Genomic DNA, 25,571 nt, shown 5'->3' with positions numbered 1-25,571 from the left:
TGTAAGGGTTTTTGTCGGATTTTTTGGAGCAGACCTTAGGATGGGTAGGGCGGCGTTGCGCGAGCGAAGCGAAACCCATGCCGGAATTTACAGACGGTAGACCGTAGGTTGGCGCCGAGCGCAGCGAGGCCCAACGCAACGATTCCAACCCCGCAACGTTGGGCTTCGTGCCTCAGCCCAACCTACGGTGGTGCCACGCCCTTCGCGAGCAGAGCTCGCTCCTACGATCGCCATCCCGTCTCGTCAGCTCCGCGCTCCCGCCAACACCACGCCGCCCGTAGCCTGTGGCACGCGGGCATGATGTTTCAAGATGATTATGCGTTTCACGCAATATGCAGATTGATAAAAATGAAACATTTTAATATTTGCATATGCTCAAAATGTATTTCTCTTATCAAATTCCGCCCCATAGGATGGCTCCACATAGAGCGATTTCGAAGCTCTTGGATGTGAATCTATAACCGGATGCGATATCCGGATGCAGCCAGGGAAGGGCGCCATCGGGCGAGCCGTGCCTGGTGGAAGGGAATCAAGGAGAGTGCCTGCAATGCCTTTGACCAGACGACAGCTCATCGCCCGTATCGGTGCCGTTGGGGGCTACCGCGCCGCCATGGCGGCCATGGGTGTGCTCGGGGTGATGAGCCCGGCCACGGGTGCCAGCCAGGAGAACTACGCGGCGCTGCAACCGGCCAGCGGGCTGGGGCAGGGCGCCAGCGTCACCGTGGTCGGCGCCGGCATCGGCGGGCTGGTGGCGGCCTACGAGCTGCGCAAGGCCGGTTTCGCCGTGACCCTGCTGGAGGCCCGCGAGCGGGTCGGCGGGCGCAACTGGACGCTGCGCCGTGGCGATCGCGTCGAGTACACCGACGGCACCACCCAGGTCGCCGACTTCGACGAAGGCTTCTACTTCAACGCCGGCCCCGCGCGCCTGCCCAGCCACCACCAGCTGATGCTCGGCTACTGCCGCGAGCTGGGCGTGGAGCTGGAGGTGCTGGTCAACACCAGCCGCAACGCCCTGGTGCGCCCGGACCTGTCCGCGCCGCCGATGCAGATCCGCCAGGCGGTGAACGACAGCCGTGGCCACATCGCCGAGCTGCTGGCCAAGGCGGTCAACCGCCAGGCCCTGGACCAGGAGCTGAACGCAGCCGACCGGCAGAACCTGCTGGGTTTCCTCAAGACCTGGGGCGACCTGTCGGAGAAGCTCGACTACCTCGGCTCGGCGCGCTCCGGCTACAAGGTGTGGCCCGGTGCCGGCGACCAGCTGGCGCAGAAGAACGAGCCGCTGCCGCTGCGCACGCTGCTCAACCCGGCCCTGGGCACCGCGCTGATGATCGACGAATACCCGGAGTTCTCGCCCACCATGTTCCAGCCGGTGGGCGGCATGGACCGCATCCCGGCGGCCTTCCAGCGCCACCTGCAGCCGTCCCTGCGCCTGGGCGCGGAGGTGCGCTCCATCCGCAACCACGAGGACCGCGTGGAGATCGGCTACCGCGACCGCCGCAGCGGCCGCGAGCAGCAGGTGACCAGCGACTACGCGGTGATCGCGCTGCCGCTGCCGCTGCTGGCGAAGGTCGACAGCAACTTCACCGCCCCGGTGCGCCAGGCGATCTCGGCGGTGCAGTTCGGCTACGCCAACAAGGTGGCCTGGCAGTCGCGGCGCTTCTGGGAGACCGACTACCAGATCTACGGCGGGCTTTCCTTCATCAACCAGGAGGCCTCCGGGCTCTGGTACCCCAGCGGTGGCTTCAACCAGGCCGAGGGCATCCTCATCGCTGCGTACAACAACGGCGAGGTGGCGCGCAAATTCGGCGACAAGACCATCGACGAGCAGATCGCCCTGTCGCGCCAGGCCGTGGAGCTGCTGCATCCCGGCCACGGGCAGGACCTGCGCAAGCCGCTGGCCATCGCCTGGAACCGCATTCCCCACAGCCTCGGCCCCTGGATCAGCCACGAGGTAGCGGAGCCGGATTACGGCCTGCTCAACCAGGCCCAGGGCCGCGTGCACCTGACCAGCGACGGCCTCGCCCACAGCGGCGTGGGCATCTGGCAGGAGGCCGCCGCCGGCGCTGCCCGGCGCGTGGTGCGGAACATCTTCGAGCGTGCGCAAGGCACGTCGCAACACCGGCAAACGGCCTGAACCACGCCGCGCCACATCCATAACCAGATCCACCTGCCAGGTAGCGGACCTCCGAGGCTGGCGCCAACACAGACCTTGGAGCTTTCGCGATGCCTTTCAAACATGCCCTTCTGGGGTTGGGGGTCCTTTTCGCCACCGTCGGCCAGGCCGCGGAGATCGAGCGGGTGCCCTCGACCTATCCCAACTCGCCGATCCTGCAGTCGGCGACCCTGCCGCCGGGCACGGCGCTGACCTTCGTCTCCGGCATCCTGCCGGACCCGGCCGACCCCAAGGCCGCCAAGGACGACCTGCGCGCCGCCGGCGACACCGAGGCGCAGACCGTCGCCGTGCTGCGCAAGGTGGAGGCCGCCCTGGCCCCGCGCGGCCTCGGCCTGGGCGATGTGGTGCAACTGCGGGTGTACCTGGTGGGCGACCCGAAGCTGGACGGGCGCATGGACTTCGAAGGCCTGCAGCGCGGCTTCCGGCAGTTCTTCGGCAGCGAGAAGCAGCCGCTGAAGCCGACCCGCACCACGGTGCAGGTGGCCGGGCTGGTGTTGCCCGGCGCGCTGATCGAAGTCGAGGCGGTGGCCGCCAAGGCCCGCTGACCCAATCCCCCACAGATCGAGCCAGATGCGGCCGGGTTGCGGTCGCCTACAGGAAGTCCCGTGATGCGTAACGCCTTCAGCAAGACCTTCTCGCTTTCCCCCCTCAGCGCCGCGCTGCTCCTCGCCCTGGGCGGCGAGGCTGTGGCCGCCAGCGACCCGACCCTGTCCACCGTGGTGGTGACCGGCGTGCGCGGCAGCCAGCAGCGCACCGTGACCGACAGTCCCGCGCCGGTGGACGTGATCTCCGGCGAGCAGTTGAAGACCAGCGGCCAGAACGGCCTCAAGGACATGCTCACGCGCCTGCTGCCGTCCTTCAACGCACCCACCATCAACGGCGGCGGCACCGCCTTCCTGGTGCGCGGCATCAGCATGCGCGGCCTGGGCGGTGACCAGGTGCTGATCCTGGTGAACGGCAAGCGCCGCCACAACACCGCGATGATCAACAACAACGCCCGGGTCGGCACCGCCGCCGTGCCGGTGGACCTGGACCTGATCCCCACCGCCGCCATCGAACGCATCGAGGTGCTGCGCGACGGCGCCGCCGCCCAGTACGGCTCCGACGCCATCGCCGGGGTGATCAACATCATCCTCAAGAAGGACGCCGAGGGGATCACCTCGGACAGCTCCCTCGGCCAGTACTACAGCGGTGACGGCACCACCGGCCACGAGGCCGCCAACTTCGGTTTCGGCCTGGGGGAGGGCGGCTTCTTCAACCTCTCCTTCGACGCCAAGGTGCAGGAGCCCTACGACCGCGCCGGCGCGGTGCGCGGCAACTTCGGCACCCTCGCCAACGGCCAGCCCGACCCGCGCATCACCCAGCGCCACGGGTGGGGCGAAGAGTACGGCCTGGGCCGCGACCGCACCTACAGCAGCGCCTACAACCTGGAGCTGCCGCTGGGCGATGACCTCAAGCTCTACTCCTTCTCCACCCTCAGCTACCGCGATGGCAAGAAGGTGCTCGGCCACCGCGCGCCCACCGACATCACCGCCACCACCTGGCTGCCCAATGCGCCGTACCCCAAGGGCGGCCAGGCCACCCGTGAAGTGGAGGAGACCGACTACCAGTTCCTCGGCGGGCTCAAGGGCCTGGCCGCCGACTGGGACTGGGACCTCTCCACCACCTACGGCCGCGACAAGGCCGAGCTCTACACCGACAACAACCTCAACCTTTCCAACAACCCGCTGTTGAGCCAGCGGCGCTTCCACCTGACCGACGAGATCTTCGACCAGTGGACCACCAACCTGGACTTCAGCCGCGCGCTGGACATCGGTTGGAGCAGCCCGCTGGAAACCTCCTTCGGCATCGAATACCGCTGGGAGAAATACGAGCTCACCGAGGGTGAACCCAACTCCTACAACTACGGCAGCTACGTGATCCCCAGCGGTCCCAGCGCCGGCACGCGCCCCGACCCGGGCCTGTTCTCGGTCAACGGCACCACGCCCGAGGACGCCGGCGACATGATCCGCCACAGCGGCGCCGCCTATGTGGACTTCGGCCTCAACATCACGCCCGAGTGGTACACCGCCTTCGCCCTGCGCCACGAGAAGTACAACCAGGACATCGGTGAGACCACCAGCGGCAAGTTCACCACCCGCTACGAGTTCGCCCCGGGCTATGCGGTGCGGGCGGCGGTGAGCAACGGCTTCCGCGCGCCGTCCCTTGCGCAGAACGTGTTCTCCTCCACCAGCTCGGTGACCCTCTTCGGTGCCGGCGGCTCCACCACCACCGCGCGTACCAAGCAGATGCGCCCCGGCTCGCCGGAAGCCATCGCCCTCGGTGCCGAGACCCTGGAGCCGGAGACTTCGCGCAACTACAGCCTGGGCTTCACCGCCGAGCCCACCGACCGGTTGCGCCTGACCGCCGACTTCTACCTGATCGACATCGACGACCGCATCCTGCAGACCGGCGTGCTCACCGGCCCGGCGGTATCGGCGATCCTGGTGGCCAACGGCCTGTCGCCGAACCTCTCCGGCCAGTATTTCGCCAACGCCGCCGACACTCGCACCAAGGGCGTCGACCTGGTGGCCGAGTACCGCCAACCGCTGGACGAGTACGGCACGGTGCGCTGGAGCCTGGCCTACAACCACAACAAGACCACCATCCGCGACCTGGCCGAGACGCCGTCCGAGCTCTCCAGCCTGGGTTCCGGCTACGTGCTGTTCGACCGCCAGCAGCAGACCGACCTGACCAAGGCCACGCCCAAGGACAAGTGGATCATCAACACCAACTACAAGGTGGACGACTGGACCCTGAACCTGACGCTGACCCGCTACGGCGAGTACACCGAGGGCTCGAACATCCCCGCCAACGACCGCACCTACAGCGCCAAGTGGATCACCGACATCGACGTCGCCTACGACGTCACCCAGAACCTCACCGTGGCCCTGGGCGCCAACAACCTGTTCGACGAATACCCGGACAGCATCGGCATCGTGCCCTGGGCCGGTACCTACGAGTACGGCATGTTCTCCCCGTACGGCCTGGGTGGCGGCTACTACTACGGCCGCGTGAGCCTGGCGTTCTGATGATGGGCAAGGGCCGTTTGCTGGCGGGCCTGCTGTGCCTGGCGCTGGGGGCTGCCCCCGCGCTGGGCGCCGAGGCGCTGCGCGTGTCGAGCCAGAAGAACTCGCTGCAGGTGCTGCTGCAGGCCGCCGGCGAACTGGAGTCGGTGCCGTACCCCATCGAGTTCGCCGCCTTCGGCGCGGCGGCGCCCACGGCCGAGGCGCTGAGCGCCGGCGCGGTGGATGTCGGCACCCTGGGCGTCGCGCCCTTCGTCTTCGCCGCCTCGGCCGGTGCCGGGTTGAAGACGGTGGGCGTGGTGCGCCTGAAGGTCACGCCCACGGCGGTGGCCATCGTCGTGCCCGAGGGCTCGCCGCTCACCGAGGCGGCGTCCCTGGTGGGCAAGCGCATCACCACCACGCGCGGCTCCATCGGCCATTACCTGGCGCTGGCGGCGCTGCGCTCGGTGGGCCGCAGCGGGCGCGATGCCACGTTCGTGTTCCTGCAGCCGGGGGAGTCCCGCAGCCTGCTGGCCAACGGCGGGGCGGATGCCTGGGCCACCTGGGACCCGTACACCAGCATGGTGCAGCTGGAAGGCGGCACGCGGGTGCTGGTCAGCGGGGAAGGGCTGTTCGCCGGCAACATGCTGCTGGTGGCCAACCCGGCGGCGATCCGCGACAAGCCGGAGCAGCTGCGGGACTTCCTCCAGCGCGTCGGCCGCGCCTGGGACTGGGCCAACGCCCATGTCGAGGCCTTCTCGGCGATCCAGGCGCGCCAGAGCGGCCTGCCGCTGGAGGTGCACCTGCGCTCCAACCGCTACTCGCAACCCAGGCGGGTGGACGTGGACGAGGCCCTGGTGCAGGACCTCGCCGACACCGCCCGGCTGTACCGGGACGAGGGCGTGATCGGGCCGGGATTCGAGGCTGAAAACCAGGTGGACCGGCAATTCAATTCGACTCGACAAGTGCAATGAATGACGGTTGTAAGTTGCACGTAAGTTCAACTTCAAACTGTAACTTTCATAATCTTCATGCGTGGCGTTAATAGTGCTTAGGGCTGACCTTGAATAACTTCTTATTAATTGGAAACAAAGTTTGGAGGCTAGAGAAAATCGATATTTCACAAGTGGTTGCGACCTGTTGAATATGCAGATCAGGTGATCTCGGATCATGCATGCATACCAGGCAGGGACGCCTGCCGTTAATACGAACGACAACTTCCAGGGATACGCGAGGAGTCTTCATGCTGACCATTACCACGGTCGAGGAATTGACCGCAGCGCATATACACGATGTTATCCACGCCCGCACTTACGGGATTCTCATAAAAGGCTTCGCTTCGGCCGATACCGTGGCCCTGGCGCTCGACCGCCTGAGCCGCCACGAGCTGCGCGGTGCCTTCAGCGAACAGACCGAGTTCGTGCGCCTGGGCAAGGCCTATATCGAAATCGGCGACGAGGCCAGCCGGGTCGACTACCACGCCCAGGCCGTCGCCAATATCCGCAAGATCCGCAGCGTGTTCAGCCCGTTGGCATCGCCCATCGACGAGCTGCGCCTGCTGCTCGACGAGGTCTGGCCCAAGGGCGCGCGGCTGCTGGATGTGAACGGCGAGAAGTGCTTCGTCGGCATCGCCCGCTTCCAGGGCAACGGCGTCGACCTCACCCCGCACACCGACAACCTGGAACGCAATGCGCCCCAGGACCACGAGCCGAAGCTGCTGACCCAGCTCTCCACCAACATCTACCTGCAGATACCCGAGGACGGCGGCGAACTGGAGATCTGGGGCATCCACCCCGACGAGATCGAGTACGACCGACTGCGCGGCGAGCGCGCCTACGGCATCGAGCGGCACCTGCTGCCGCCGCCGGACCTGGTGGTCAAGCCCGAGCCCGGCGACCTGATCTTCCTCAACCCGCGGCTGATCCACGCGGTGCGCCCCTCGGCCACCGCCACCCGGGTCACCCTCGGCGTATTCATCGGCTATTTCGGCGACGACCAGCCCCTTGCCTACTGGAGCTAAAGACATGAGCGATGTGGAAGCGATCAACCTCAAGGCCTATTTCAACAAGGGTGGCGAAGAACTGGACTTCACCGGCAAGCGCTGCGTGCTGGCCGTGAGCGTGGGCCAGGAGTACCACGAGGAGCAGAAGCTCAGTTCCACCGTGCACCTGATCAACAAGTCCGGCTTCAGCCGGGTGAAAGTGGTGGTGGCCGACACCCTGCAGCGCCACAACAAGCACGGCAAATCCCCGGGCGAGGCGCTCTCCGCCTCGATCCGCGACGGCGACGCCTGGCTGGCGCGCAACCGCAAGTACCTGGCCGGCCTGGAGGCGCCGGTGACCATCAGCCGCTGGAACCAGGAGCTGGCCTCCGACCGCTACGCGGAGCTGCGCCAGCAGGTGGACCGGCTCTACCGCGAGAGCGAGGACCTGCGCGGCGCCATCGAGGCCACCATCGGCGTGTTCATCGAGCGCCTGCGATTGCGCGACCCGGAGGCTGACGTCGAGCGCGCGGCCGCCCAGTGCCGCGAGTACATCCTTGAGGAGGTGCCGATCATCCTCCCGCTGTGGGCGGAGGAGGGCTACGACTACGTGATCTACCCGCAGCAGATGACCAACGCCATGGCCACCGCCCGGCGCCTGCTGATCGAGCCACACGCGCCGGACCGGGTGCACTGGCTGCCGCTGAAGTTCAAGAAGCGCGGCATCCCGATCCCCTTCACCCTCCCGGGCGCCGTGCACCCGGCCTGGGCGGGGAGTGCGATTGCGATCTGACTGTTCCATGAAGGGCGGCTTACGCCGCCATCGCGAATGAATTCGCTCCCACAAGGTGAGCCCGGCGCTCTTCTGTGGGAGCGGATTCATCCGCGAAAAGGGCGCAGCCCTGCGGTCTACCTGGGCGAATTAATTCGCCCCAACCACGGCCCCACGCCACACGGACGACGGCCTCCACCCCCTGTCATGACGGAAGGAGTTCCCATGAGCGTTTTTGCGCAACAGCAACGCAAATGGTGGGCCTTGCTCGGTGTGAGCATCGCCAGTTTTCTCGGCTGCGTGGATTTCACCATCGTCAACACCGCGCTGCCGGCCCTGCAGGCCGACCTCGGTGCTTCGGTGGAAAGCCTGCAATGGGTGATCAACGGCTTCATCCTCGCGCTCTCCAGCGCCATGGTGCTGGTAGGCCGGCTGGCCGACCTGCATGGCCGCCGGCGGGTGCTGAACATCGGCCTCGCCGTATTCGGCCTGGCCTCCCTCGGTGCCGGGCTGGCCACCAGCATCGATGCCCTGGTGGCCGCGCGGGTGGCCCAGGGGCTGGCCTGTGCGGTGCTGTACACGGCCTCCGGTGCCATCGTCTCGGCCACCTTCGCCAGCGAGGAGCAGGGCAAGGCCTTCGGCGTGCTGTTCGGCGTCAACGGCGTCGGCCTCGCCGTGGGACCGGTGCTGGGCGGGGTGATCACCAGCGCCTTCGGCTGGCAGTGGATCTTCCTGGTCAACGTGCCCTTCGTGCTGCTCAGCCTGGCGATCATCGCCCTGGCGGCGGACGAATCCCGTGCCGAGCAGGACGGCGCGCGGCTCGACTGGGCCGGTGCAGCGCTGCTGCTGGTGGGCCTGCCGAGCCTGGTGCTGGTGATCGTCCAGGGCGGTGCCTGGGGCTGGGCCTCGGCCACCACCCTGGGCCTGGTCGGCCTGGCCGCGCTGGCCTTCATCGCCTTCGTCGCGGTGGAGCTGCGGGTGCGTGCGCCCATCGTCGACCTGCGCCTGTTCGCCAACCGCCGCTTCGTCGCCGCGGTGACCGCCAGCTTCGGCCTGGCGCTGTTCTACTGCGTGGCCTTCTTCGTGATGCCGCTGTACCTGTCGCTGATCCGTGGCGAAAGCGTGCAGGCCAGCGGCCTGCTGCTGCTGCCCACCACCCTGGGCGTGGCGCTGCTGTCGCCGGTGGTGGGGCGGCTGGTGGACCGCAAGGGCCCGGCGCTGCTGATCCAGGCCGGGCTGCTGTTCTTCGCCCTGTCGGCCTTGCTGCAGGCCGGCTTCGCCGAGGGCACCTCGCTGCCGTACCTGCTGGGCGCCTTCGCGGTGATGGGGCTGGGCTGGGCCTGCATCCTCGGGCCGTCCACGGTGCTGGGCATCTCCTCGGTGCCGCAGCAGGTGGGCTCGGTGGCCATGGGCTCGCTGATGACCCTGCACAACGTCGGCGGCGGCCTCGGTCTGGCGGTCGGCGTGGGCCTCTACCGCGCATTCGCCGCCCAAGCGCTGGCCGGCTCCACGGGCGTGGCGGCCGATACCGACTGGCTGGCCCGTGCGGCCGCCGCGCCGGAGCAGGGCGTGGCACTGCTGGGCGCGCACCTCGCACAGGCCCCGGAGGTGCTGCAGGGCTGGGTGCACGGCGCCTTCCTCCAGGGCTACCAGGCGGTGATGCTGTTCCTCGCCGCCAGCGTACTGTTGGTCTGGGCCAGCGTTGCCTTGCTGCTACGCGCCCAGGTGGCCGTGCCCGCCGAGGCGGCTGCCGAGCAGGAGCCCAGCCATGGCAAGGCGTGACGGTCGCCTACGCCTGGGGGCCTTCCTCTCCGGCTCCGGCGCCCATGCCGGCAGCTGGCGCCACCCCCGGGCGGACGCCGACGCCTCGATCAACTTCGAGCGCTACCGGCACTACGCCCAGACCCTGGAGCGCGGGCGCTTCGATGCGCTGTTCCTCAACGACAACGTGGCGGTGGGCGAGCTGGACCCGCGTGTGCTGCGCAGCAGCGCCTACAGCCTGCGCTGGGACCCCTTGACCCTGCTGCCGGCCCTGGCGGTGACGACCCGGCACATCGGCCTGATCGCCACCGCCAACACCAGCTACAACGAGCCCTACAACATTGCCCGCAAGTTCGCCTCGCTGGATCACATGTCCGGCGGCCGCGCCGGCTGGAACCTGGTGACGGCGCTGATCGGCGGGGAGAACTTCAACCGCGCCGAGCACCTGCAGCATGCCGACCGCTACGCGCGCGCCGGGGAGTTCTTCGAGGTGGTCACCGGACTCTGGGACAGCTGGGCCGACGATGCCTTCCCCCTGGACAAGGCTTCCGGCACCTGGCTGGAACCGGCGCGCATGCGCGTGCTCGACCACGAAGGCGAGCACTTCCGCGTGCGCGGCCCGTTGAATGCCCCACGGCCGTTGCAGGGCTGGCCGGTGATCGCCCAGGCCGGCTCCTCCGAAGCCGGCCGGGCCCTGGCGGCGCGCACCGCCGAGCTGGTGTTCACCGCCCAGCAGACCCTGGAGGAGGGCAAGGCTTTCCATGCCGATATCCACCAGCGCCTGGCGTTGGCCGGGCGCGAGGAGGGCGCGCTCAAGGTGTTCCCCGGCCTGGCCCCGGTGGTGGGGCGCACCGCCAGCGAGGCGCAGGAGAAGCACGAGGAATTGCAGGCGCTGGTGGACCCGGAGGCGGCGCTCAAGGCGCTGTCCTTCCTGCTGGATATCGGCATCGACCTGGAACGCCTGCCGCCGGATGCGCCGGTCGTACTGCCCGACCCGTTGCCGGTCACCGAACGCCACAAGAGCCGCCAGCAACTGGTGATCGACCTGATCCGCCGCGAGAAACCCACCGCCGCACAGCTGCTGCGCACGCTCGGCGCCGGCGGCCATCGCCTGCTGGTGGGCACGCCGAGCCAGATAGTCGAGGAGATGGCCTGCTGGTACGAAGAGCGCGCGGCGGATGGCTTCAACCTGCTGTTCACCCACCTGCCGGGCGGGCTGGAGGATTTCGTCGACCTGGTGATCCCGGAGCTGCAACGTGTGGGGCTGTTCCGCCGCGAATACGAAGGCCGCACCCTGCGCGAGAACCTCGGCCTGCAGCGCATCGCCAACCGGCATTTCGCCTAGCGCGGCCAGGCTGTCGGAATCCCCGGGCTGCAATCCGGGGCGCTCCGCTCCGGCGTGGTGATCGCGGCTGAAGAGCGGTAGATTTCCCGCTTTCATCACGGAGCGGCAGCACATGGACAACCCTTTCCAATTCCCGGCCACCGATGTCCCCACGAAGCAGGGCAGCAGTACGTCGAGCCCAGCATCCCTCGTGCTGCGCCTTGCGTTCCCCATCGAGGAGGCGTGACCGGACATGGGCGCCTGGGGCACGGGATTGTATTCCGATGACACGACCTGTGATGTACGGGATGACTACATCCAGCACCTGAAGCACGGGCTTTCCCACGGCGAGGCCTGCGAGAAGGTCCTGGGTCGCCATGCCGCACGGCTGGGCGAGCCTGAGGTGGCCTGCCTGGTGCACTTCGCCCTGGCCGACACGGCCTGGAAGTACGGCCGGCTGGACGAGACGCTCAAGGACAAGGCGCTGTCGCTGCTGCGCACGGGCGGGGACCTGTTCGTGTGGGAGCGCGATACGCCCCGGGATGTGCCGGCCCGTCGCAAGACCCTCAAAGCGCTCGAAGCCAGGCTGGCAACCCCTCAGCCGGCGGAAAAGCCTGTAAAGGTGTCGTCGCCCAAGCCCAGGAAGGTCCGTACCACGGCGCCTGTGGGATCGGTCTTCTCGCTGGCATTGCCCAGCCAACGCCAGGCGCTGCTGGTCCTGGTGGGCTTCGCCGAGCTGGAGAAGAGCATCGACCCGGTCTTCTCGGTCCTGGCGCAGCCCATCGATTCTCCCGAAGCCGTGCCCATTCGAATCACTGGCGATGCCCCGACACTGGTGCTCTCGAAGGGCCTTCGGCAGCCATTCCGGCACGTGGCGATCCTGCCCCGGGATGAACGAAAGGACATCCTCACCGGGCTGACACCCCTGGACATCACCGTCGAGCCCGCGCTGCCGTTCCAGCGGGAGCACACGGTGTGGCTGGCATTGGGGCGCATTGCCAGCGAGGTCGACGCTCACCTGTGAAGCCGGCGATGACGGCGAACCTTTTCCACGATCAACGGATTGCCATGCAGGCCTGCTAGAAGGGCCTGACCGACCTCTGACACAAAGGAACTGTGCGTGATGAACAAGAGTGTACTGGCCGCCCTGGCCCTGGTGTTTCCGCTGCTGGCCAAGGCCGAACTGGCGGTGATCTTCGACGGCGCCGGCACCTGCGACGGCTGCGCGAAGACCATCGCCGAGCTGTTGCAGAAACATCGCTACGACGTCCGCCTGGTGGATGAAGACCAACTCGGCGCCGAGGTGCTCGAGGACGCCGATCTCTACGTACAGCCGGGCGGCTCGGACGACATCATGGACACCTTGTCGGAGCTGTCCGCCAGCCAGGTGCAGGCCATCCGCGACTTCGTCGCCCAGGGTGGCCAGTACCTGGGCATCTGTGCCGGCGGTTACCTGGCTGGGCGCTATGCCGACGAGAAGGAAGGCGTCCCGGCCTTTGGCCTGATCGAGCTGGCCGAGGTCGACCAGGAAATCCCGAAGGACAACGCGGCGCAGTTCATCTCCATCCAGCTGCCCGCAGGCCACGAGCAGCGTGACGTCTACTACCAGGCCGGCCCGCATTTCGGCAGCCGGCTCCCGGCGGGCGCCGAGGCGACGGCGTACTACACGAAATCCCGACGCATCGCCGCGCGAATCTCGTCCTACGGCAAAGGCACGGTCGGTCTCATCGGGCCGCATTACGAAGCGGACAGCGCCTGGTACGCCGCCGACGGATTACCGCCCGATGCGAAGCAGCACCAGGACCTCCTGATGGCGATGCTGGCGCAGATGAACGCGCGGCATGAGCAGTGATCCGGCCCTCCGCCGCCGAGGTTGCCGGCTCAGCTTCGCAGGATGGGTAGAGCTACGCGAACCCTATCAATCGTCGTCTCCGACATACCCCATCACCCCTGCGGGCGCGAAGCACCGGTGAACCGCGTCACCCACCGCGCAAGCAGATCGAGGCTCGCGCACAGCACGAAATACACCAGCGCCACGAAGAGGAATACCTCCGTCGGGTGCACCATCACCCGGTTGCTCACCTGGGTGGCGACGAAGGACAGTTCGCCGACGCCGATGACGTAGCCCAGGGAGCTGTCCTTGATCAGCGAGACCCACTGGTTGAGGAACGACGGCAGCATGATCGGCAGCGCCTGGGGCAGGATGATCAGCCGCAGCACCTGCCAGGGCCGCAGGCCCAGGGCGCGGCCGGCGTCCCATTGGCCCGGCGGCAGGCTCTGGATGCCGGCGCACACCGAATGGGCGAGGTAGGCGCCGCCGATCAGCGACAGCGCGCAGACCACCGTAGCCAGCGCCGGCACATCGATGCGGAACAGCACCGGCAGCAGGAAGTAGCTCCAGAAGATCAGCATCAGCACCGGGATGGCGCGGAAGAACCCCAGCACCGCCAGCAGCACCAGGCGCGGCCGGCCTTCGAGCACGGCCAGGGCGGTGCCCAGGGCCAGGCCCAGCACCGCCGAAGCGATGCCCGAGAGCAGCGACAGCAGCAGGGTCAGCGCCGCGCCGCCCAGGGGGCCGTCGGGCCAGGCGCCGAGCAGGAAGTAATCGAGGTTGTCGAGGATCACCGAGAAATCCATCTCAGGCCTCCCCGCGCACGTGGCGGCGGTGCTGGTGGATCAGCGTGCCGGCCACTTCGATGGCGATCGCCGCGCCGAGGTAGAGCAGGGTGGCGATGCCGAAGGCCTGGAAGGTCTTGAAGGTCTCCGTCTCCACCTGGCGCGAGGCGTAGGACAGCTCGGCGAGGCCGATGGCCATGGCCAGCGAGCTGTTTTTCAGGGCGTTCATGTACTGGCCGAACAGCGGTGGAAGGGCCGTGTGCAGCGCCTGCGGCAGGATGATGCAGCGCCACACCTGGGCCGGCCGCAGGCCCAGGGCCATGCCGGCCTCGGCCTGTTGCGGGCGCACCGAGGCGATGCCGGCGCGCAGCTCCTCGGCGATGAAGGCGCTGGTGTAGAGCGACAGGCCCAGCGCGGCGGCGAGGAACTCGAAGGACGGCCAGGCCAGCGTGAGCGGGCCCAGCGCCCGTTCATGGGGCAGGTTGAGCCAGAACACCCAATCCTCGGGCAGCAGCGCGGGCACGCCGAAGTACCAGAAGAACAGCTGCACCAGCAGCGGGGTGTTGCGCAGCACCGAGAGGTAGGCGCGTGCGGGCCAGGACAGGCGGCCCGGCAGCTGGCGGCCGACCGCGACCAGGGCGCCGAGCAGGGTGCCGATGACGCAGACCAGCAGGGAGGTGCCGAGGGTCAGCAGGAAGCCGTCCAGCAGCCAGTGCAGGTAACGGGGAGCGAGGAGGTCGCCGAACATGGGGGCAGGTCTTTGAATGAGTGATCCCCGCATGGGCGGGGACGTGGGTAGGTCCCCGCGTTGGCAGGGAAGACGAGGCCTGTACGACCCACCGCCCCCCGCGGGCGCGGGGGGCCGGTGAAGCGCGCGATCAGTGCACCGTGCCGATCTTGTACAGGCGCGCCAGCGGGGTCTTGGTGTCCGGGCCGAACCAGGTGTCGTAGATGGCCTGGGCACGGCCCTGGTCCTCCAGCTCCTGCAGGGTCTGGTTGACGTACTCGGTCAGCGCGGTTTCACCCTTGGGGATCCCGACGCCGATCAGGTCGCTGGAGATGGTGAAGGGCGGCACCTCGTACTTGTCCTTGTCCGGCACGTTGGCCAGCAGGCCGATCAACTTGGGGCCGTCCTGGGTGATGGCCTGGACCTGGCCATTGCGCAGGGCGGTGAAGGCGAAGGGCGTGTCGTCGTAGGCGACCACCTTGGCACCGGGGAATTTCTCCCGCAGCACGCCTTCGTTGACCGTGCCCTTGTCGACGCCGACGCGCCATTTGTTCAGGTCGTCGGCATTCTTCAGCGTGCCCTTGCGCACGATGAACTGCTGGCCGGAGGAGAAGTACGGGATGCTGAAGTTGACCTGTTCGGCCCGCTCCGGGGTGATGGTGAAGTTGGCCAGCACCAGGTCGACCTTATTGGCCACCAGCAGCGGCACGCGGTTGGCCGGGTTGGTGGGCTGCAGCTGCAACTTGACCCCGAGCTTGTCGGCGATGGCGCGGGCGTAGTCCACGTCCAGGCCGGCGAGCTGCTGGGTCTTGCCATCGACGAAGCCGAACGGCGGGTTGCTGTCGAAGGCCGCGACACGCAGGACGCCGGCCTTGCGGATATCGTCGAGGCGGTCGGCCTGCGCGAGGCCGGAGAGGGTGGAAAGGGCGAGTGCGAGGGCGGTGAGGGCAGTCAGCTTCTTCATGAATATCCAGCTCCTTCGGCGGGCCCTGGCGCGCATGGCCGGGCTCCGCTCATCTGTCGGGGGCGATCGCTTCCGGGTGGGAAGCGTCGCCGTTCGCCGGTGGGGGTTGCCCGCTGGCGAGGCGATTCTGTCAGGGGGCTGGCTCGAACAAAAAAGAATTAATTTGTCTTTTTAAATTCGATAAAAGAATAAGCAGGGCTGCTGTGGCTCGCGCTGGAAGTGTCGTGCTAGAGCGGTTCCTGCCACCGACTCAGGGGAGGGGACGCTGCGGTTGCACCGAATGGCCGAAGTTGGCGCCCATGCGCACGCCGGTTGCGGCCGGGGTGGCGAGACCCAGCTGGTTGGCCGGGCGGCGCTCGATCGGCACCTGCATCGCGGCCTGGTTGCGCCGGGCAGCCTCGGCGCCCTGGGGGTTGGCCAGCCGCTGGGTGAGGCAGTCATAGGACAGAGCCTTGTAACCATTCACCTCGGCGCTGATGCAACTGCCTTGCGGGGTGCCCTCTTCGGCTACGGCCAGCAGCGGTGCGAGGGCGAAAACGAGGCCGGCGAGGGTGATGCGAACGGACATGATTGCCTCCATGTGCTGGATCATTGCCGGGAAATCTACGGTAAAAGCGCCGTCATCGCTGCGAAGTCTTTTTTGCAACGCCCGTCACACAATCGACATGAACAGCCATCAGGATGGCTTTCCTGAGTCAAGCCAGCGATGCATCGACACGCAGTACGGGTCGGAATCCGCCTATGTCAATGGAAGCCGTGGCGAGGGGCTGCCTCGCGCCAGCGGTGCTGATCGTTCTCCTCGTCGCGGCCTGCTGCCTGGCGGCCTTGCCGTGCCAGGCGGGCGAGGGCAGGGCCGGAAACGGCCCGATGGACTTCGATCTGCCGGCGCAGGACCTGCCCAAGGCACTGGAACGCTTCAGCGCAACCAGCGGCATGGCCATCCTGGTGGACCGCGAACTCACTCGCGGGCGGCGCTCGGCTTCGGTCATCGGCCGGCTGCCGGCTCGCGAGGCATTGGCGAGGCTGCTGGCCGGCACCGGACTGATGGCCCAGCACAGCGAGGGCCGTGCCTTCACCGTGCTGCCGGCAAGGGTTTCGAGCGCGCCTGCGGGGCGCAACCACGGCGCCACGACGCGCTGGGAACAGGGCAGCTTCGCGGCCGTCCTGCAGGGTGCATTGGGGAAGGCCTTGTGCGGTTCCCCACTGACCCGGCCAGGGGCTTACCGCGCGGCGCTGCAATTGTGGATCGGCCCGGTGGGCGTGGTGGAACACAGTCGACTGCTGGGGCCGACCGGTGATTTGCGGCGCGACGCGGCACTGGTGGAAAGCCTGCGAGGCCTGACGATCGACAGGGCGCCACCGTCCTCCCTGCCCCAGCCGGTCACCGTGCTGGTGGTGCCGGAGGCGGCCGCCAGCATGGAATGCAACAAGTGGGAAGGAGCTGCGGGGGCATGAATGACAAGGAGCGTGGCACCATGCTCAGGCTGTTTCTGGCCTCCTACGAGGAGTTCCGGACACGCCTGAGGCGGCGCCTGGGGTCGGATGACCTGGCCAACGATGTGCTCCACGAAACCTACCTGCGCCTGGATCGCATGGACGAGCCGGAGGATGTGCACAAGCCCGGCGCCTACCTGTATCGCATGGCCCTCAACGTCGCCGCCGACCGCCGCGCACAGGACGCCCGCCTGCTCACCGGCGAGGAGGTCGAGGAGCTCTTGCACCTGGGCGAAGAGCACCTCGACCCGGCGGTGATCGTCAGCGGGCAGATCGAGATCCGCGCGCTGGTCACCGCGCTGGCGGAGCTGACGCCCCGGCGCCGGCAGATCCTCATCGCCGCGCGCATGGAGGAGGTACCGCACCTGGAGATTTCCCGGCGCTTCGGCATCTCCACGCGCATGGTGGAGAAGGAGCTGAAGGCCGCGCTGGGCCATTGCGCGGCTCGCCTGGAAAGAAAAGTGGTGCAACGGTTCGGTCCCGGCGCCGGAAAACAGTCATAGGGTCGAGGGGCAACACGAGCGCCCCGCCGATCACTCCCGAGAACAGCTGCGCTTGAACGACGACGCCATGACAGGACCTCATTCCGGCACCGCCGGGCAGACCCGGCTGGAGGACGAAGCACGGGCCTGGTTGCTCCGCCTCACCTCCGGCCATGCCACCACCCGTGACGCCGAAGCCTTCCGCCTGTGGTGCGCGCAAAGCGAGCAGCACTGCGCGGCCTTCACCCGCGCCCGGCAGCTGTGGCAGGCCCTTGGGCCCGCCGCCGTGGCGCTGCAGCAACCTGCTGTCCCGGCGGCCAGGCTGCCGTCCCGGCGCTTCGGCCGGCGCGCGTTTCTCGGCGGCGCCATCGCGGCCTCCCTTGCCGTGGTGCTGGTACGGCCCTCGTTGCCGGGTGCGCTGTCCGGCCTGGGCGCCGACTACAGCACCGAGGTGGGCGAGCAGCGCCGCGTGGATTTCGCGGAGGGGCTGACCCTGGAGCTCAACACCCTTACCCGCATCAACCGGCGCCCGCTGGGCGGCGGCGTGGCGGGTATCGAGCTGCTCGAAGGCGAGGTGGAGGTGCTGGCCAAGGCGCCGATCCGCGTGGTGGCCGGAGCCGGCACCCTGGATGCGGCCGGCGCGCGTTTCAACGTGCGCGCGGTGGGTGATGCCATCTGCGTCACCTGCCTGGAAGGCAGCCTGGCCGTGGAGGTGCGCGGACGCAGCCTGCTGCTCCCGCCCGGCCGCCAACTGAGCTATGACCCGCACGGGCGCAGCGAGCCCGTGGCCTTCGACCCGGCGGTCGTCATGGCCTGGCGCGAGCAACTGCTGGTGTTCGATGACGCCCCGCTGGCGGTGGTGATCGATGAGATCAACCGCTACCGCCCGGGGATGATCCTGCTGGTCAACGGCGAACTCGGCCGGCGCAAGGTGCAGGCCCGCTTCCGCCTCGACCAGCTGGCTGAGGTCGCCTCCCTGATCCGCGAGGCCTACGGCGCGACCGTGACCGAACTGCCGGGTGGTGTGGTGCTGGTCAGTTGATCGGCCCGCATCCCAGCGCCGGAGCACGGCCCGTAGGAGCGAGCTCTGCTCGCGAATGACCTTGGTACCGTTGCGTACAACGCGCTCCGGTTCGGTGTCGCTCCGTTGGGCGCAGCGATACCCATCCACGACGCCAGAATGGGTTTCGTACCTCTACCCATCCTACGAAGCCCACGCGACCTGGCCCGGCATTGCGCTGTATACGGCTCACTTGATTCTGCACGCCATCAACGCAACGGCCCGGATGATCCGGGCCGTTGGCGTTTCAGGTGGCTTCATCCTCCGCGGGTGGCGGCTTGCGGGGCTCGCGCAGGTGGTCGAAATAGAACAGAACCAGGCCGAAGACGACGATGAGGCCGACGATGGCCAGGCCGATATGAGCGTTCTGCATCGCGGATTCCATTTCCAGGAAAGCATGGGCTCAGGGCTGCCGGGGATTGTCGGCCAGGGGGCGCGGGGAGGCCATCGGCGTTGCGGCAAAAGGCTGTAGGGAAGGGCGGAGCGGAGGCGGGGCCGCCAGGAGGGCGACCCCGAGAGCGGGTCAGACGAAGCCCTGTTCGCCAAAACCGCGCGGCAGGCGCTGGCGGCCGGGCAGGGCGGTGAGGTGCTGCTCCCAGCTGCTGCGCCAGTCGATGGCGACGTTCTCGGCCTTGGCCTTGCGGGCGGCGCGTCGTGCCGCGTTGCGCGCGGTGCGGCGGGCTTCCTTGAAGACGTCGGTGCTGCGGCAGGTACGGCACTTGACCCGTGCCAGTTCAGTGGTGGAAACCAGGTTGTTGCCGTGACGACCACAGGCGAGGTGCCCGGCGACCTTGTAGTGAGTGACCATCGGTGGGTCTCCTTTGTACGGCCGGGCCGCATCCGATGACTCGGTCACGGTTGGCACGAGAATGGGGACTACCTGGTTTTCGACTGCGGACGAGGGCTTCCGGTTCGGTTTATCGAAGCGGCAGTCCGGGGCCACCCTGAGCGACCCATCTTGCAGTGGTGAAGGCCGCAGAAGAAGGCTAGATTTCCCGCTCCCACAACCGAGCACATGGCATGGACAACCCGTTTCAACCTCCGATGAGCGATTCGCTGACGGAGAAAACCAGCACCAGACCGAGCATCACCCCCACCGCGCTGCGCCTGGCGATCCTGGCGTTCTGCTCGGCCCAGTTCCTGGCGCTGCTGTGGAACCGCGGGGCAATCTGGGAGGCCATGAGGGCCGGGGAAATCTCCACACTCGCCGGCGCTGCGGGTGTCCTTTTCGCGCTGTTGCTGATGCTTGCCGGGGGGTTGCTGTTCTTCTCCCGCAAATCGGCGTTGTGGCTGCTGCTGGCCTACCTGCCGTACCAGCTGTACTGGCTGGTGAACGCACAGGAGCGCGGCACGCTGTTGCTTTGTCTCCTTTCGCTGGGCTGCCTCACCGGCTGCCTGGTCTACTGCTGGCGGCTCAGGCGGCGGGTGTGACTCATTCGGTCTTGAACCTGATCCGGTTCACCCGGTACTCGATCATGCTGCTGTGGGCCAGCATGGACTTCAGCCATTCATCCGCCACCTCCCTGCGGGTGAATGCGCCCATCGAGGCGACACGTTTCCAGTGTTTCTCCTCGCGCAGGCGCGACTCCAGCACGTAGACGGCTTCTATCCCCGGGTCCTGGTACCAGGCGAGCGGGGCGTCCTTGCGTTGTTCCAGCTCGAGTATCTGCTTGAGCAATGAGGTGGCCTTGGCCTCCCATTCCCGCGCCTTGTGCTCGGCCTGCTCCTGCGCTCGGAGGGCCTGGTCGCGTTGCGATCGCAGTTTTGCGGTGCTCTCGAGGGCCTGCTGCGCGCGCTTGTTCATCGTCACGGATTCGGCGTCACGCTTTTGCGCCTGGCGCTCGCGGTAGGCACGCTGGCGCTCGGCGTTGCTCATGGCGTTGCCGCTGGAGGGGCGACCGCGCTTGCGGACGCCGGGGGATTCGGGGGTATTCATGGGGCCGTTCCTGAAGGGACGGCACAATTCTAGTTACGTAACGGTAAAAAGAAAATGTTACGTAACGGAAAATTCCCGTGACAGCCTGCCGCCACGGGAATGCCTGTTCCTAGAGATACCCTCGCAACGACACCCGCCGTATCCGCCCATCCAGCGGCACCGTCCCGCCGCCAGGGAGGGGCAGGGGGCGGCCGTGGAGGCCCATGCCTTCGCTGACCAGCACGGCGTCGTCGAGCAGGCAGAGGTTGGATGGGGTGTCGAGACCGGTGGCGAGGACACGGGCCGTGCCGCTGGCCAGGTCGCAGTGCAGAAGGCGGCCGCTGAAGCGTTCGAAGCCGCCATGCCGCGCCTCGCCTTGCCACTGTGGATCGAGCGGTTGCAGCAGGGAGCGGCACAGTTCAAGGACCAGCAGGCCACCGCCCGGCGTGAAGGCCAGGCCGGTGGGCAGTTGCAGGCCGTCGACCAGTGGCTGGATGGAGCCGTCTTCCGGCCAGACGCGGATCACCCGGCCGGCCCGCTCGACGAAGTCGATGCCTTGCCGCGTTGGGTCCAGCCGGCGTTCTCCGGAGAACAGGCTGACCAGGACGGCCCCGGTGGTGGGCTCGTGTACCAGGGTGACCGGCACGGCGTCCTGGCCCTGGTCCATGTCGGGTATCTGGGCGACGACCCGTTCGCCCCGGTCGTCGAATTCCACCACCTGGTTGGTATCGGGCTTGACCGACAGCCAGGTCCGTCGCCCGGGGTGGAAGCACAGGGCGTTGAGGTTGCCGCGGCTGTGGAACACCGGCACCGGTGGGTCCTGCCCCAGGTCGAGCACCCGCGAGCCTTCGACGTAGTCGGTGAGGCTGGCCAGGCAACGGCCATCGGCGCAGGCCACGTCGGAGAGCCCCATGATTTCGTCACGCAGCATGCGCACCTGCATGTTCATGGAGCGGTAGCCCTGGGCGACCGCCTCGGGCGCCAGGTAGGCACCCGGGCTACCGGGGGCGGGTCGCAGCCGGCTGATGCGCCCGCTGAAGAGCGCATCGGGGTGGCCGGAGCCGGCTTCCACCAGCAGCAGGCTGCCGTCGGGCTGCCGGCACAGGCCCCGGGGGTTGAGCAGGCCCTCGGCGACGACGACGGTGGGGCGCAGGTCTTCATCGGGGCTGTGGGGGATGTGGATGCTCATGTGCGCCTCCTCAGGGCTGCCAGGGCGTGCTGGTGAGGTAGGCCTTGAGCAGGGCCCGCTGGCTCGGCGACATGGAGCGCACCACCGGCATGTAGAGGGTGGTGCCGCGATAGGCATCGGCGGTGCGCGCGACGATGGCCGCGCGGGCGTTCCAGATGGCGTCCTGCTGGTTCAGCGGGATGAAGCGCGACATGGCCGGGAAGGCCAGGTAGTGGAAGCGCAGCACGGCCGGGTAGACCTGGTCCCAGGTGGGGATGCTGCCGGCGGGGATGCCGAAGTCGGTGATGGAGTAGATGCGGAAGTTGCTGAAGCTGCTGCCGTCGCCCAGGGAGTATTCCAGGTTGGTGTAGCCCGCCTCGGCGGAGGTGCCGGCCTTGCAGGTGATAGGGATCTGCACGCTGGTCTGGCCCTTGGCGATGGGGAAGGTGGCGGGGTAGTCGAGCAGGTCCCAGTACTGCGAGTCCTCGTAGCTGCCGGGGGAGGAGGCGGACAGGGTAATGGTGCCCGCTGCGGGCACCGGTCCGCCCAGGTAGCGCACCTGCAGGTCGAGGGTGACCCCTTCCGGGTACTCGTCCATGTACAGGTTGCGCTGGTCGCAGTAGAGCCGGTAGGTCACTTCGCTCACCGCCAGGGTGGTGCCGGCGACGGTGTTCGGCGCCGAGAGGGCGAGCGCGGAGCTTTGCACCTGGCTGAGCTGCGTGGCGGAGAGCGCCTGGTCGACGATGCCGCCGTAGACGTAGTAGTCCAGCAGGCAGGGACTGTTCGGGTCCAGGCCGAACAGATTGTTGCCGCCGGCGCTGACGCTCACCTCGCCGTAGTTGATGTTGGGCCCGATGGGGCTGGTGATGTCGGTGCGCACGGCGCGGAAGGTGGCCTTGGGGATCAGGTTGAGCATGTCCAGGCTGAGCAGGTTCTGGCCGTTGAAGGCGAAGGTCTGCGCGTAGCCGGTGCCCCCGGTCTTGCCGTTCACCAGCTGGCGGCCGGCCGGGCAGATCAGCGGCTCGCCGGCGAAGGCCGGGGCGAGGGTGCCGACCACACGGCCGATGCTGGGGTTGGGGGTGTACTGGCCGGCGGCGTAGTCGGCGTCCAGCTGCGGCGTGGTCATGCCCGGGCACATCTCGTACATGACGAAGCGCACCACGATGCCGGTGGCGCCCGGCGCCTGGATGATGGATTTGAGCATCGCGCTGGATTGGTTCCAGCTGACGATGGCGCTGAGCGGGAAGGTGACCTGGAAGGTGCCGGACAGCGGCGAGGAGCCTGGCGCATCGGTCTCGCCGACCAGCAGGCGCTTGGCGACGTCGAAGCTGCTGGCCACCACGTCGGCCTGGATCACCAGCTGCGGGCTGCTGGTGCCGCCGATCTGCAGCCCGCCGATGTAGATCTGCGTGGTGATGCCGCTGGTGGGGTCGAGGTCCACCATCATCGGGCCGGAGACCGGGGCCTGCCCGGTGACCGGGTCCTTGGAGCCGAGCAGGTAGACCGGTTGCCCCACCAGGTCGCCGGTGGTGCTGATGGCGCCCGGCGTGCCCTGGGAGCTGATCAGCACGTTCTGCATGTCCACCACGTGCTGGCCGTAATGGTTCCAGCCGCCAGCGGTGTAGTAGTCGCCCGAGGGCGCGTTGATCAGCTCGTTGAGCTGGTCGTCGCTGTAGCCCTGGGCCTCGGTCGCCACCTGGGAGTTGGGCAGGTCGAAGAGGTTCAGCGTCTGCGAGCCGTCGGTGCCCATGGGAATGGTCGGCGAGTTGTTGGGCAGGCTCACGTCGGTGCGGATGCCGCCCCAGAAGTTCAGTCGGGGTCCGTTCAGGATGCTCATGGGGTCATTCCTCGTCCTTGTGGGGTGCCGTTGCCGGCGCCTTGGCGAATTTGAACAGGTAGGAGAAATCGGATCTGACGGCGCTGTTCACCGGCGTGGCCATGGAGTGGCAGCTCATGCAACTGCTGTTGGGCTGGATGTAGCTCTCCATGGTGACGTTGGCCGCCAGGGCGGGCGTCGGCTGGCCCAGGGGGTTGCCGGGGTTGTCGGGCATCAGCGGCCGCTGGGTGGTGACCAGTTGGTAATAGCGCAGCACGCTGCTGGAGAGGCTCTGCTGGTACTGGCTGTTGACCGCTGCGGTGGAGCTGGCGATGGGCGTGACGCGGCTGAGCGGGTCGGGGGTCTGGAAGGTGGCGCCGGGCTTCGGCGTACACACCAGTTGGCTGCCCTGGTGCTGCCAGTTGCACGGCGACTGGTTGACGCTCGCCGCCGGTGCGCTGGCGTTGTAGTAGCTGTAGGGGCTGCTGCCGGCCGAGGCGCCCGGGACGTTGTCCACCTGCTCGAAGGTGGCCCATACCCACTGCGGGTAGCCCGGTGCCTTGACGATGATGTGCAGGCCGACCAGCCCCAGTGTGGCCGGGGCGGTGCTACCGGTGGGCCGGCCCTGGGCATCGAACTGCGCCACCTCGGCCTGGGTTGTCAGGTAGCGGCTGGCGTCGTCCTGGCGGGTGAGTACGCGCCAGGCGGCCTTGACCTCGGTGGCCTGGGCCGGGAAGGCGATGCTCTGCGCCTTGGCAACGGTATTGGCGTTGTAGAAACCGTTCTGCACGATGTAGTCGTAGGAGGCCTGGTTGGCGGAGATGTCGTAGTAGGTGGGGTTGCCTCGCTGATCGATCAGCCAGCCACCGACGGCTTGGTCGACAGCCTGCACCACCGAGGTGTTCTTCAGGGCCGCGATGTTGATGATGCCGAGGCTGCGCTTGCCCAGCGGGGCGTTCCAGGGCCCGGGATTGGCGCCGTTGGGCAGGAAGATCTCGCTCACCGTCTTGTAGCTCTGCCACACCGTGGGGCCTGCGCTGCCCAGGGGCTGGTTGCAGTCCGGCTGCCCTCGCTGACCGGTCTGGGCGGGCCAGTTGAGGGCGACGAACAACTGCCAGCTGTAGTCATCGAAGGCCTGCTGGCTGGCGTTGGCGGCGGGGGCGCTGGTGGGCGGCTGACACTGCGTGTTGGTCGGTGCAGTGCCCAGGGTGGGTTTGGACGGCTGTTCGTGCAGGCTGCAACTCGTGCAGGCGATGGCCAGCAGCGCAAGCCCGGAAAGGCGGAAACTGGGATTCATGGTGGCTCTCCTTGCCGGTCAGGGCTTGCGGGACTGGAGCTTGTTCCATTGCGCCTCGGCGCCGTTGTCCTGGGACGTCGGCGGGTTGAACAACTGGCAGGGCTCGGGGTTCACCGGGCACTTCTTGGCCACCTGGTCCCAGGTCTGCGCCGGGTCCGGCTTGTCGGTGCGGAAGTTGACGTAGTTCTGGCTGACGATGGGCGCGTTGGCGACGCTGGCGTCCCCGGAGAAGTAGAACGACTGCGGGTGGCGGAATAGCGGCTGGCCGGGGGCGGCGCGGGTGGCGTCCTTGTAGAAGGCGTAGCCGAACAGGATCGGCCCCTGGGGCGACTGCACGTCCAGCGCATAGGCCTGCACGCTGCCGCCCAGGTTCTGGCTGCGGGCCGGGCTGTAGGGCAGGTGCTGGACGAAGTCCTGGCGTGCCGGGTGGTTCATGGGCGAGAAGGAGCAGCACTCGGGCATGTCCTTGGGCCGGTCCTCGTAGGTGAGGAAGAAGGCCTTGTTGCCCAGGGAGACGAAGGAGCAGGTGTAGTTGTTGTCCTTGATCGGGAAGATCGGCAGGCAGTACTTCTCGTAGTGCTCCATCATCGCGCCGTAGCCGTCGCCATCGGCGGGGATGTAGGTGGTGTCGTAGTAGCTGGTGCCCTTGGACACGGTGTAGTCGGCCGGCTTGAGGGTGCTGGGCGGGTTGCTGTAGGGCGGCGGGTTCTTCTCGTAGTTCTGGGTGACGCGGAACATGGTCCAGTCGCTGATCCAGGTGGCGGGGAAGAACGGATCGCTGGGCTCGCCGGGCTTGCGCTCGGCGATGCAGTTGCCGTTGCTGGCGTCGCACCCGAGGGTGTTGTGCACGCCGTTGGTGAAGAACACGTCGCCCTCGTCATCGGCGGCGAGGGCGGGTTGGCCGAGCAGTGCGAGGGGCAGCAGCCAGGCGAGCAGTCGGGCTTTCTTCATGGGGACACTCCTTCGTAACGGGCAGG

At 67.7% G+C, this 25,571-nt stretch carries 25 protein-coding genes; 14 read left to right on the top strand and 11 right to left on the bottom strand.

What is annotated here, in order from left to right; translation table 11 throughout:
• The first annotated feature begins 547 nt into the window (after positions 1-547).
• The 10 genes from WFQ67_RS18335 (at position 548) to WFQ67_RS18290 (ending at position 12,907) form a co-directional block, all read left to right on the top strand.
• Positions 548-2,134: a flavin monoamine oxidase family protein gene (locus WFQ67_RS18335; RefSeq protein WP_268195322.1), complete on the top strand. Its 1,587-nt coding sequence runs from the start codon at positions 548-550 to the stop codon at positions 2,132-2,134.
• 89 nt (positions 2,135-2,223) lie between these two features.
• Complete coding sequence (locus WFQ67_RS18330; protein ID WP_044402848.1) at positions 2,224-2,718, top strand: RidA family protein; 495 nt, start codon at positions 2,224-2,226, stop codon at positions 2,716-2,718.
• Between the two features lie 63 nt (positions 2,719-2,781).
• Positions 2,782-5,244 carry a TonB-dependent receptor plug domain-containing protein gene (locus WFQ67_RS18325; RefSeq protein ID WP_337057795.1) on the top strand — a complete coding sequence of 821 codons (2,463 nt, stop codon included), beginning with the start codon at positions 2,782-2,784 and terminating at the stop codon, positions 5,242-5,244.
• Between the two features lie 2 nt (positions 5,245-5,246).
• Positions 5,247-6,191, top strand: coding sequence for an aliphatic sulfonate ABC transporter substrate-binding protein (locus WFQ67_RS18320; protein WP_337057794.1), 945 nt, complete (start codon positions 5,247-5,249; stop codon positions 6,189-6,191).
• Positions 6,192-6,460: 269 nt separating this feature from the next.
• Positions 6,461-7,237 carry a 2OG-Fe(II)-dependent halogenase WelO5 family protein gene (locus WFQ67_RS18315; protein ID WP_337057793.1) on the top strand — a complete coding sequence of 259 codons (777 nt, stop codon included), beginning with the start codon at positions 6,461-6,463 and terminating at the stop codon, positions 7,235-7,237.
• A gap of 4 nt (positions 7,238-7,241) precedes the next feature.
• A complete protein-coding gene (locus WFQ67_RS18310; protein WP_337057792.1) occupies positions 7,242-7,991 on the top strand; it encodes a tRNA-dependent cyclodipeptide synthase in 750 nt (249 codons plus the stop codon).
• Between the two features lie 204 nt (positions 7,992-8,195).
• The gene (locus WFQ67_RS18305; protein ID WP_337057791.1) at positions 8,196-9,752 is read left to right on the top strand and encodes a DHA2 family efflux MFS transporter permease subunit; all 1,557 of its coding nucleotides are present in this window, start codon (positions 8,196-8,198) and stop codon (positions 9,750-9,752) included.
• A complete protein-coding gene (locus tag WFQ67_RS18300; protein WP_337057790.1) occupies positions 9,739-11,076 on the top strand; it encodes an LLM class flavin-dependent oxidoreductase in 1,338 nt (445 codons plus the stop codon). The genes WFQ67_RS18305 and WFQ67_RS18300 overlap by 14 nt, the downstream gene beginning before the upstream one ends.
• 232 nt (positions 11,077-11,308) lie before the next feature.
• Positions 11,309-12,079, top strand: a complete 771-nt coding sequence (locus tag WFQ67_RS18295; protein ID WP_337057789.1) for a hypothetical protein — start codon at positions 11,309-11,311, stop codon at positions 12,077-12,079.
• Between the two features lie 99 nt (positions 12,080-12,178).
• Entirely contained in the window at positions 12,179-12,907 is a 729-nt protein-coding gene (locus WFQ67_RS18290) for a BPL-N domain-containing protein (protein ID WP_337057788.1), read from the top strand.
• A 92-nt stretch (positions 12,908-12,999) separates the two neighbouring features.
• Here the strand turns inward: WFQ67_RS18290 and WFQ67_RS18285 are convergent, their stop codons facing one another.
• The 4 genes from WFQ67_RS18285 to WFQ67_RS18270 all read right to left on the bottom strand — a co-directional run bounded on the left by WFQ67_RS18285 (position 13,000) and on the right by WFQ67_RS18270 (position 15,930).
• On the bottom strand, positions 13,000-13,692 hold the full coding sequence (locus WFQ67_RS18285) for an amino acid ABC transporter permease (protein WP_337057786.1): 693 nt from the start codon (positions 13,690-13,692) through the stop codon (positions 13,000-13,002).
• A gap of 1 nt (position 13,693) precedes the next feature.
• Positions 13,694-14,419 carry an amino acid ABC transporter permease gene (locus WFQ67_RS18280; protein WP_337057785.1) on the bottom strand — a complete coding sequence of 242 codons (726 nt, stop codon included), beginning with the start codon at positions 14,417-14,419 and terminating at the stop codon, positions 13,694-13,696.
• A 130-nt stretch (positions 14,420-14,549) separates the two neighbouring features.
• Positions 14,550-15,362: an ABC transporter substrate-binding protein gene (locus WFQ67_RS18275; RefSeq protein ID WP_213624815.1), complete on the bottom strand. Its 813-nt coding sequence runs from the start codon at positions 15,360-15,362 to the stop codon at positions 14,550-14,552.
• Positions 15,363-15,612: 250 nt separating this feature from the next.
• On the bottom strand, positions 15,613-15,930 hold the full coding sequence (locus tag WFQ67_RS18270; RefSeq protein WP_213624813.1) for a hypothetical protein: 318 nt from the start codon (positions 15,928-15,930) through the stop codon (positions 15,613-15,615).
• A 299-nt stretch (positions 15,931-16,229) separates the two neighbouring features.
• Here WFQ67_RS18270 and WFQ67_RS18265 point away from each other — a divergent pair, with 299 nt between their 5' ends.
• From WFQ67_RS18265 to WFQ67_RS18255, 3 genes are all read left to right on the top strand, one after another.
• The gene (locus WFQ67_RS18265; protein ID WP_337057783.1) at positions 16,230-16,817 is read left to right on the top strand and encodes an STN domain-containing protein; all 588 of its coding nucleotides are present in this window, start codon (positions 16,230-16,232) and stop codon (positions 16,815-16,817) included.
• Positions 16,814-17,359 (top strand): RNA polymerase sigma factor, encoded by a 546-nt coding sequence (locus tag WFQ67_RS18260; protein ID WP_337057782.1) that lies wholly within the window; start codon positions 16,814-16,816, stop codon positions 17,357-17,359. Before WFQ67_RS18265 ends, WFQ67_RS18260 begins: the two co-directional genes overlap by 4 nt.
• Before the next feature lie 67 nt (positions 17,360-17,426).
• Positions 17,427-18,380, top strand: coding sequence for a FecR family protein (locus WFQ67_RS18255; RefSeq protein ID WP_213624807.1), 954 nt, complete (start codon positions 17,427-17,429; stop codon positions 18,378-18,380).
• A gap of 265 nt (positions 18,381-18,645) precedes the next feature.
• Here the strand turns inward: WFQ67_RS18255 and WFQ67_RS18250 are convergent, their stop codons facing one another.
• Positions 18,646-18,771: a hypothetical protein gene (locus WFQ67_RS18250; protein WP_271106178.1), complete on the bottom strand. Its 126-nt coding sequence runs from the start codon at positions 18,769-18,771 to the stop codon at positions 18,646-18,648.
• Between the two features lie 150 nt (positions 18,772-18,921).
• A complete protein-coding gene (locus tag WFQ67_RS18245; RefSeq protein WP_213624805.1) occupies positions 18,922-19,206 on the bottom strand; it encodes a hypothetical protein in 285 nt (94 codons plus the stop codon).
• Positions 19,207-19,418: 212 nt separating this feature from the next.
• Here WFQ67_RS18245 and WFQ67_RS18240 point away from each other — a divergent pair, with 212 nt between their 5' ends.
• Positions 19,419-19,829, top strand: coding sequence for a hypothetical protein (locus WFQ67_RS18240; protein ID WP_337057781.1), 411 nt, complete (start codon positions 19,419-19,421; stop codon positions 19,827-19,829).
• Position 19,830: 1 nt separating this feature from the next.
• Here WFQ67_RS18240 and WFQ67_RS18235 read toward each other — a convergent pair whose 3' ends face one another.
• The 5 genes from WFQ67_RS18235 to WFQ67_RS18215 form a co-directional block, all read right to left on the bottom strand.
• A complete protein-coding gene (locus WFQ67_RS18235; RefSeq protein ID WP_337057780.1) occupies positions 19,831-20,334 on the bottom strand; it encodes a hypothetical protein in 504 nt (167 codons plus the stop codon).
• 109 nt (positions 20,335-20,443) lie between these two features.
• Entirely contained in the window at positions 20,444-21,502 is a 1,059-nt protein-coding gene (locus tag WFQ67_RS18230) for a hypothetical protein (protein WP_337057779.1), read from the bottom strand.
• A gap of 10 nt (positions 21,503-21,512) precedes the next feature.
• A complete protein-coding gene (locus tag WFQ67_RS18225; protein WP_213624796.1) occupies positions 21,513-23,318 on the bottom strand; it encodes a hypothetical protein in 1,806 nt (601 codons plus the stop codon).
• 4 nt (positions 23,319-23,322) lie between these two features.
• Positions 23,323-24,594, bottom strand: a complete 1,272-nt coding sequence (locus WFQ67_RS18220; RefSeq protein WP_337057778.1) for a hypothetical protein — start codon at positions 24,592-24,594, stop codon at positions 23,323-23,325.
• 18 nt (positions 24,595-24,612) lie between these two features.
• Positions 24,613-25,545, bottom strand: coding sequence for a hypothetical protein (locus WFQ67_RS18215; protein ID WP_337057776.1), 933 nt, complete (start codon positions 25,543-25,545; stop codon positions 24,613-24,615).
• Positions 25,546-25,571 lie beyond the last annotated feature (26 nt).

It is taken from the genome of Pseudomonas sp. USHLN015, from assembly GCF_037153275.1.
GTDB lineage: Bacteria > Pseudomonadota > Gammaproteobacteria > Pseudomonadales > Pseudomonadaceae > Metapseudomonas > Metapseudomonas tohonis.
Note: the sequence above shows the minus strand (reverse complement) of the source record. Positions and strands in the feature narration are given on the sequence as shown.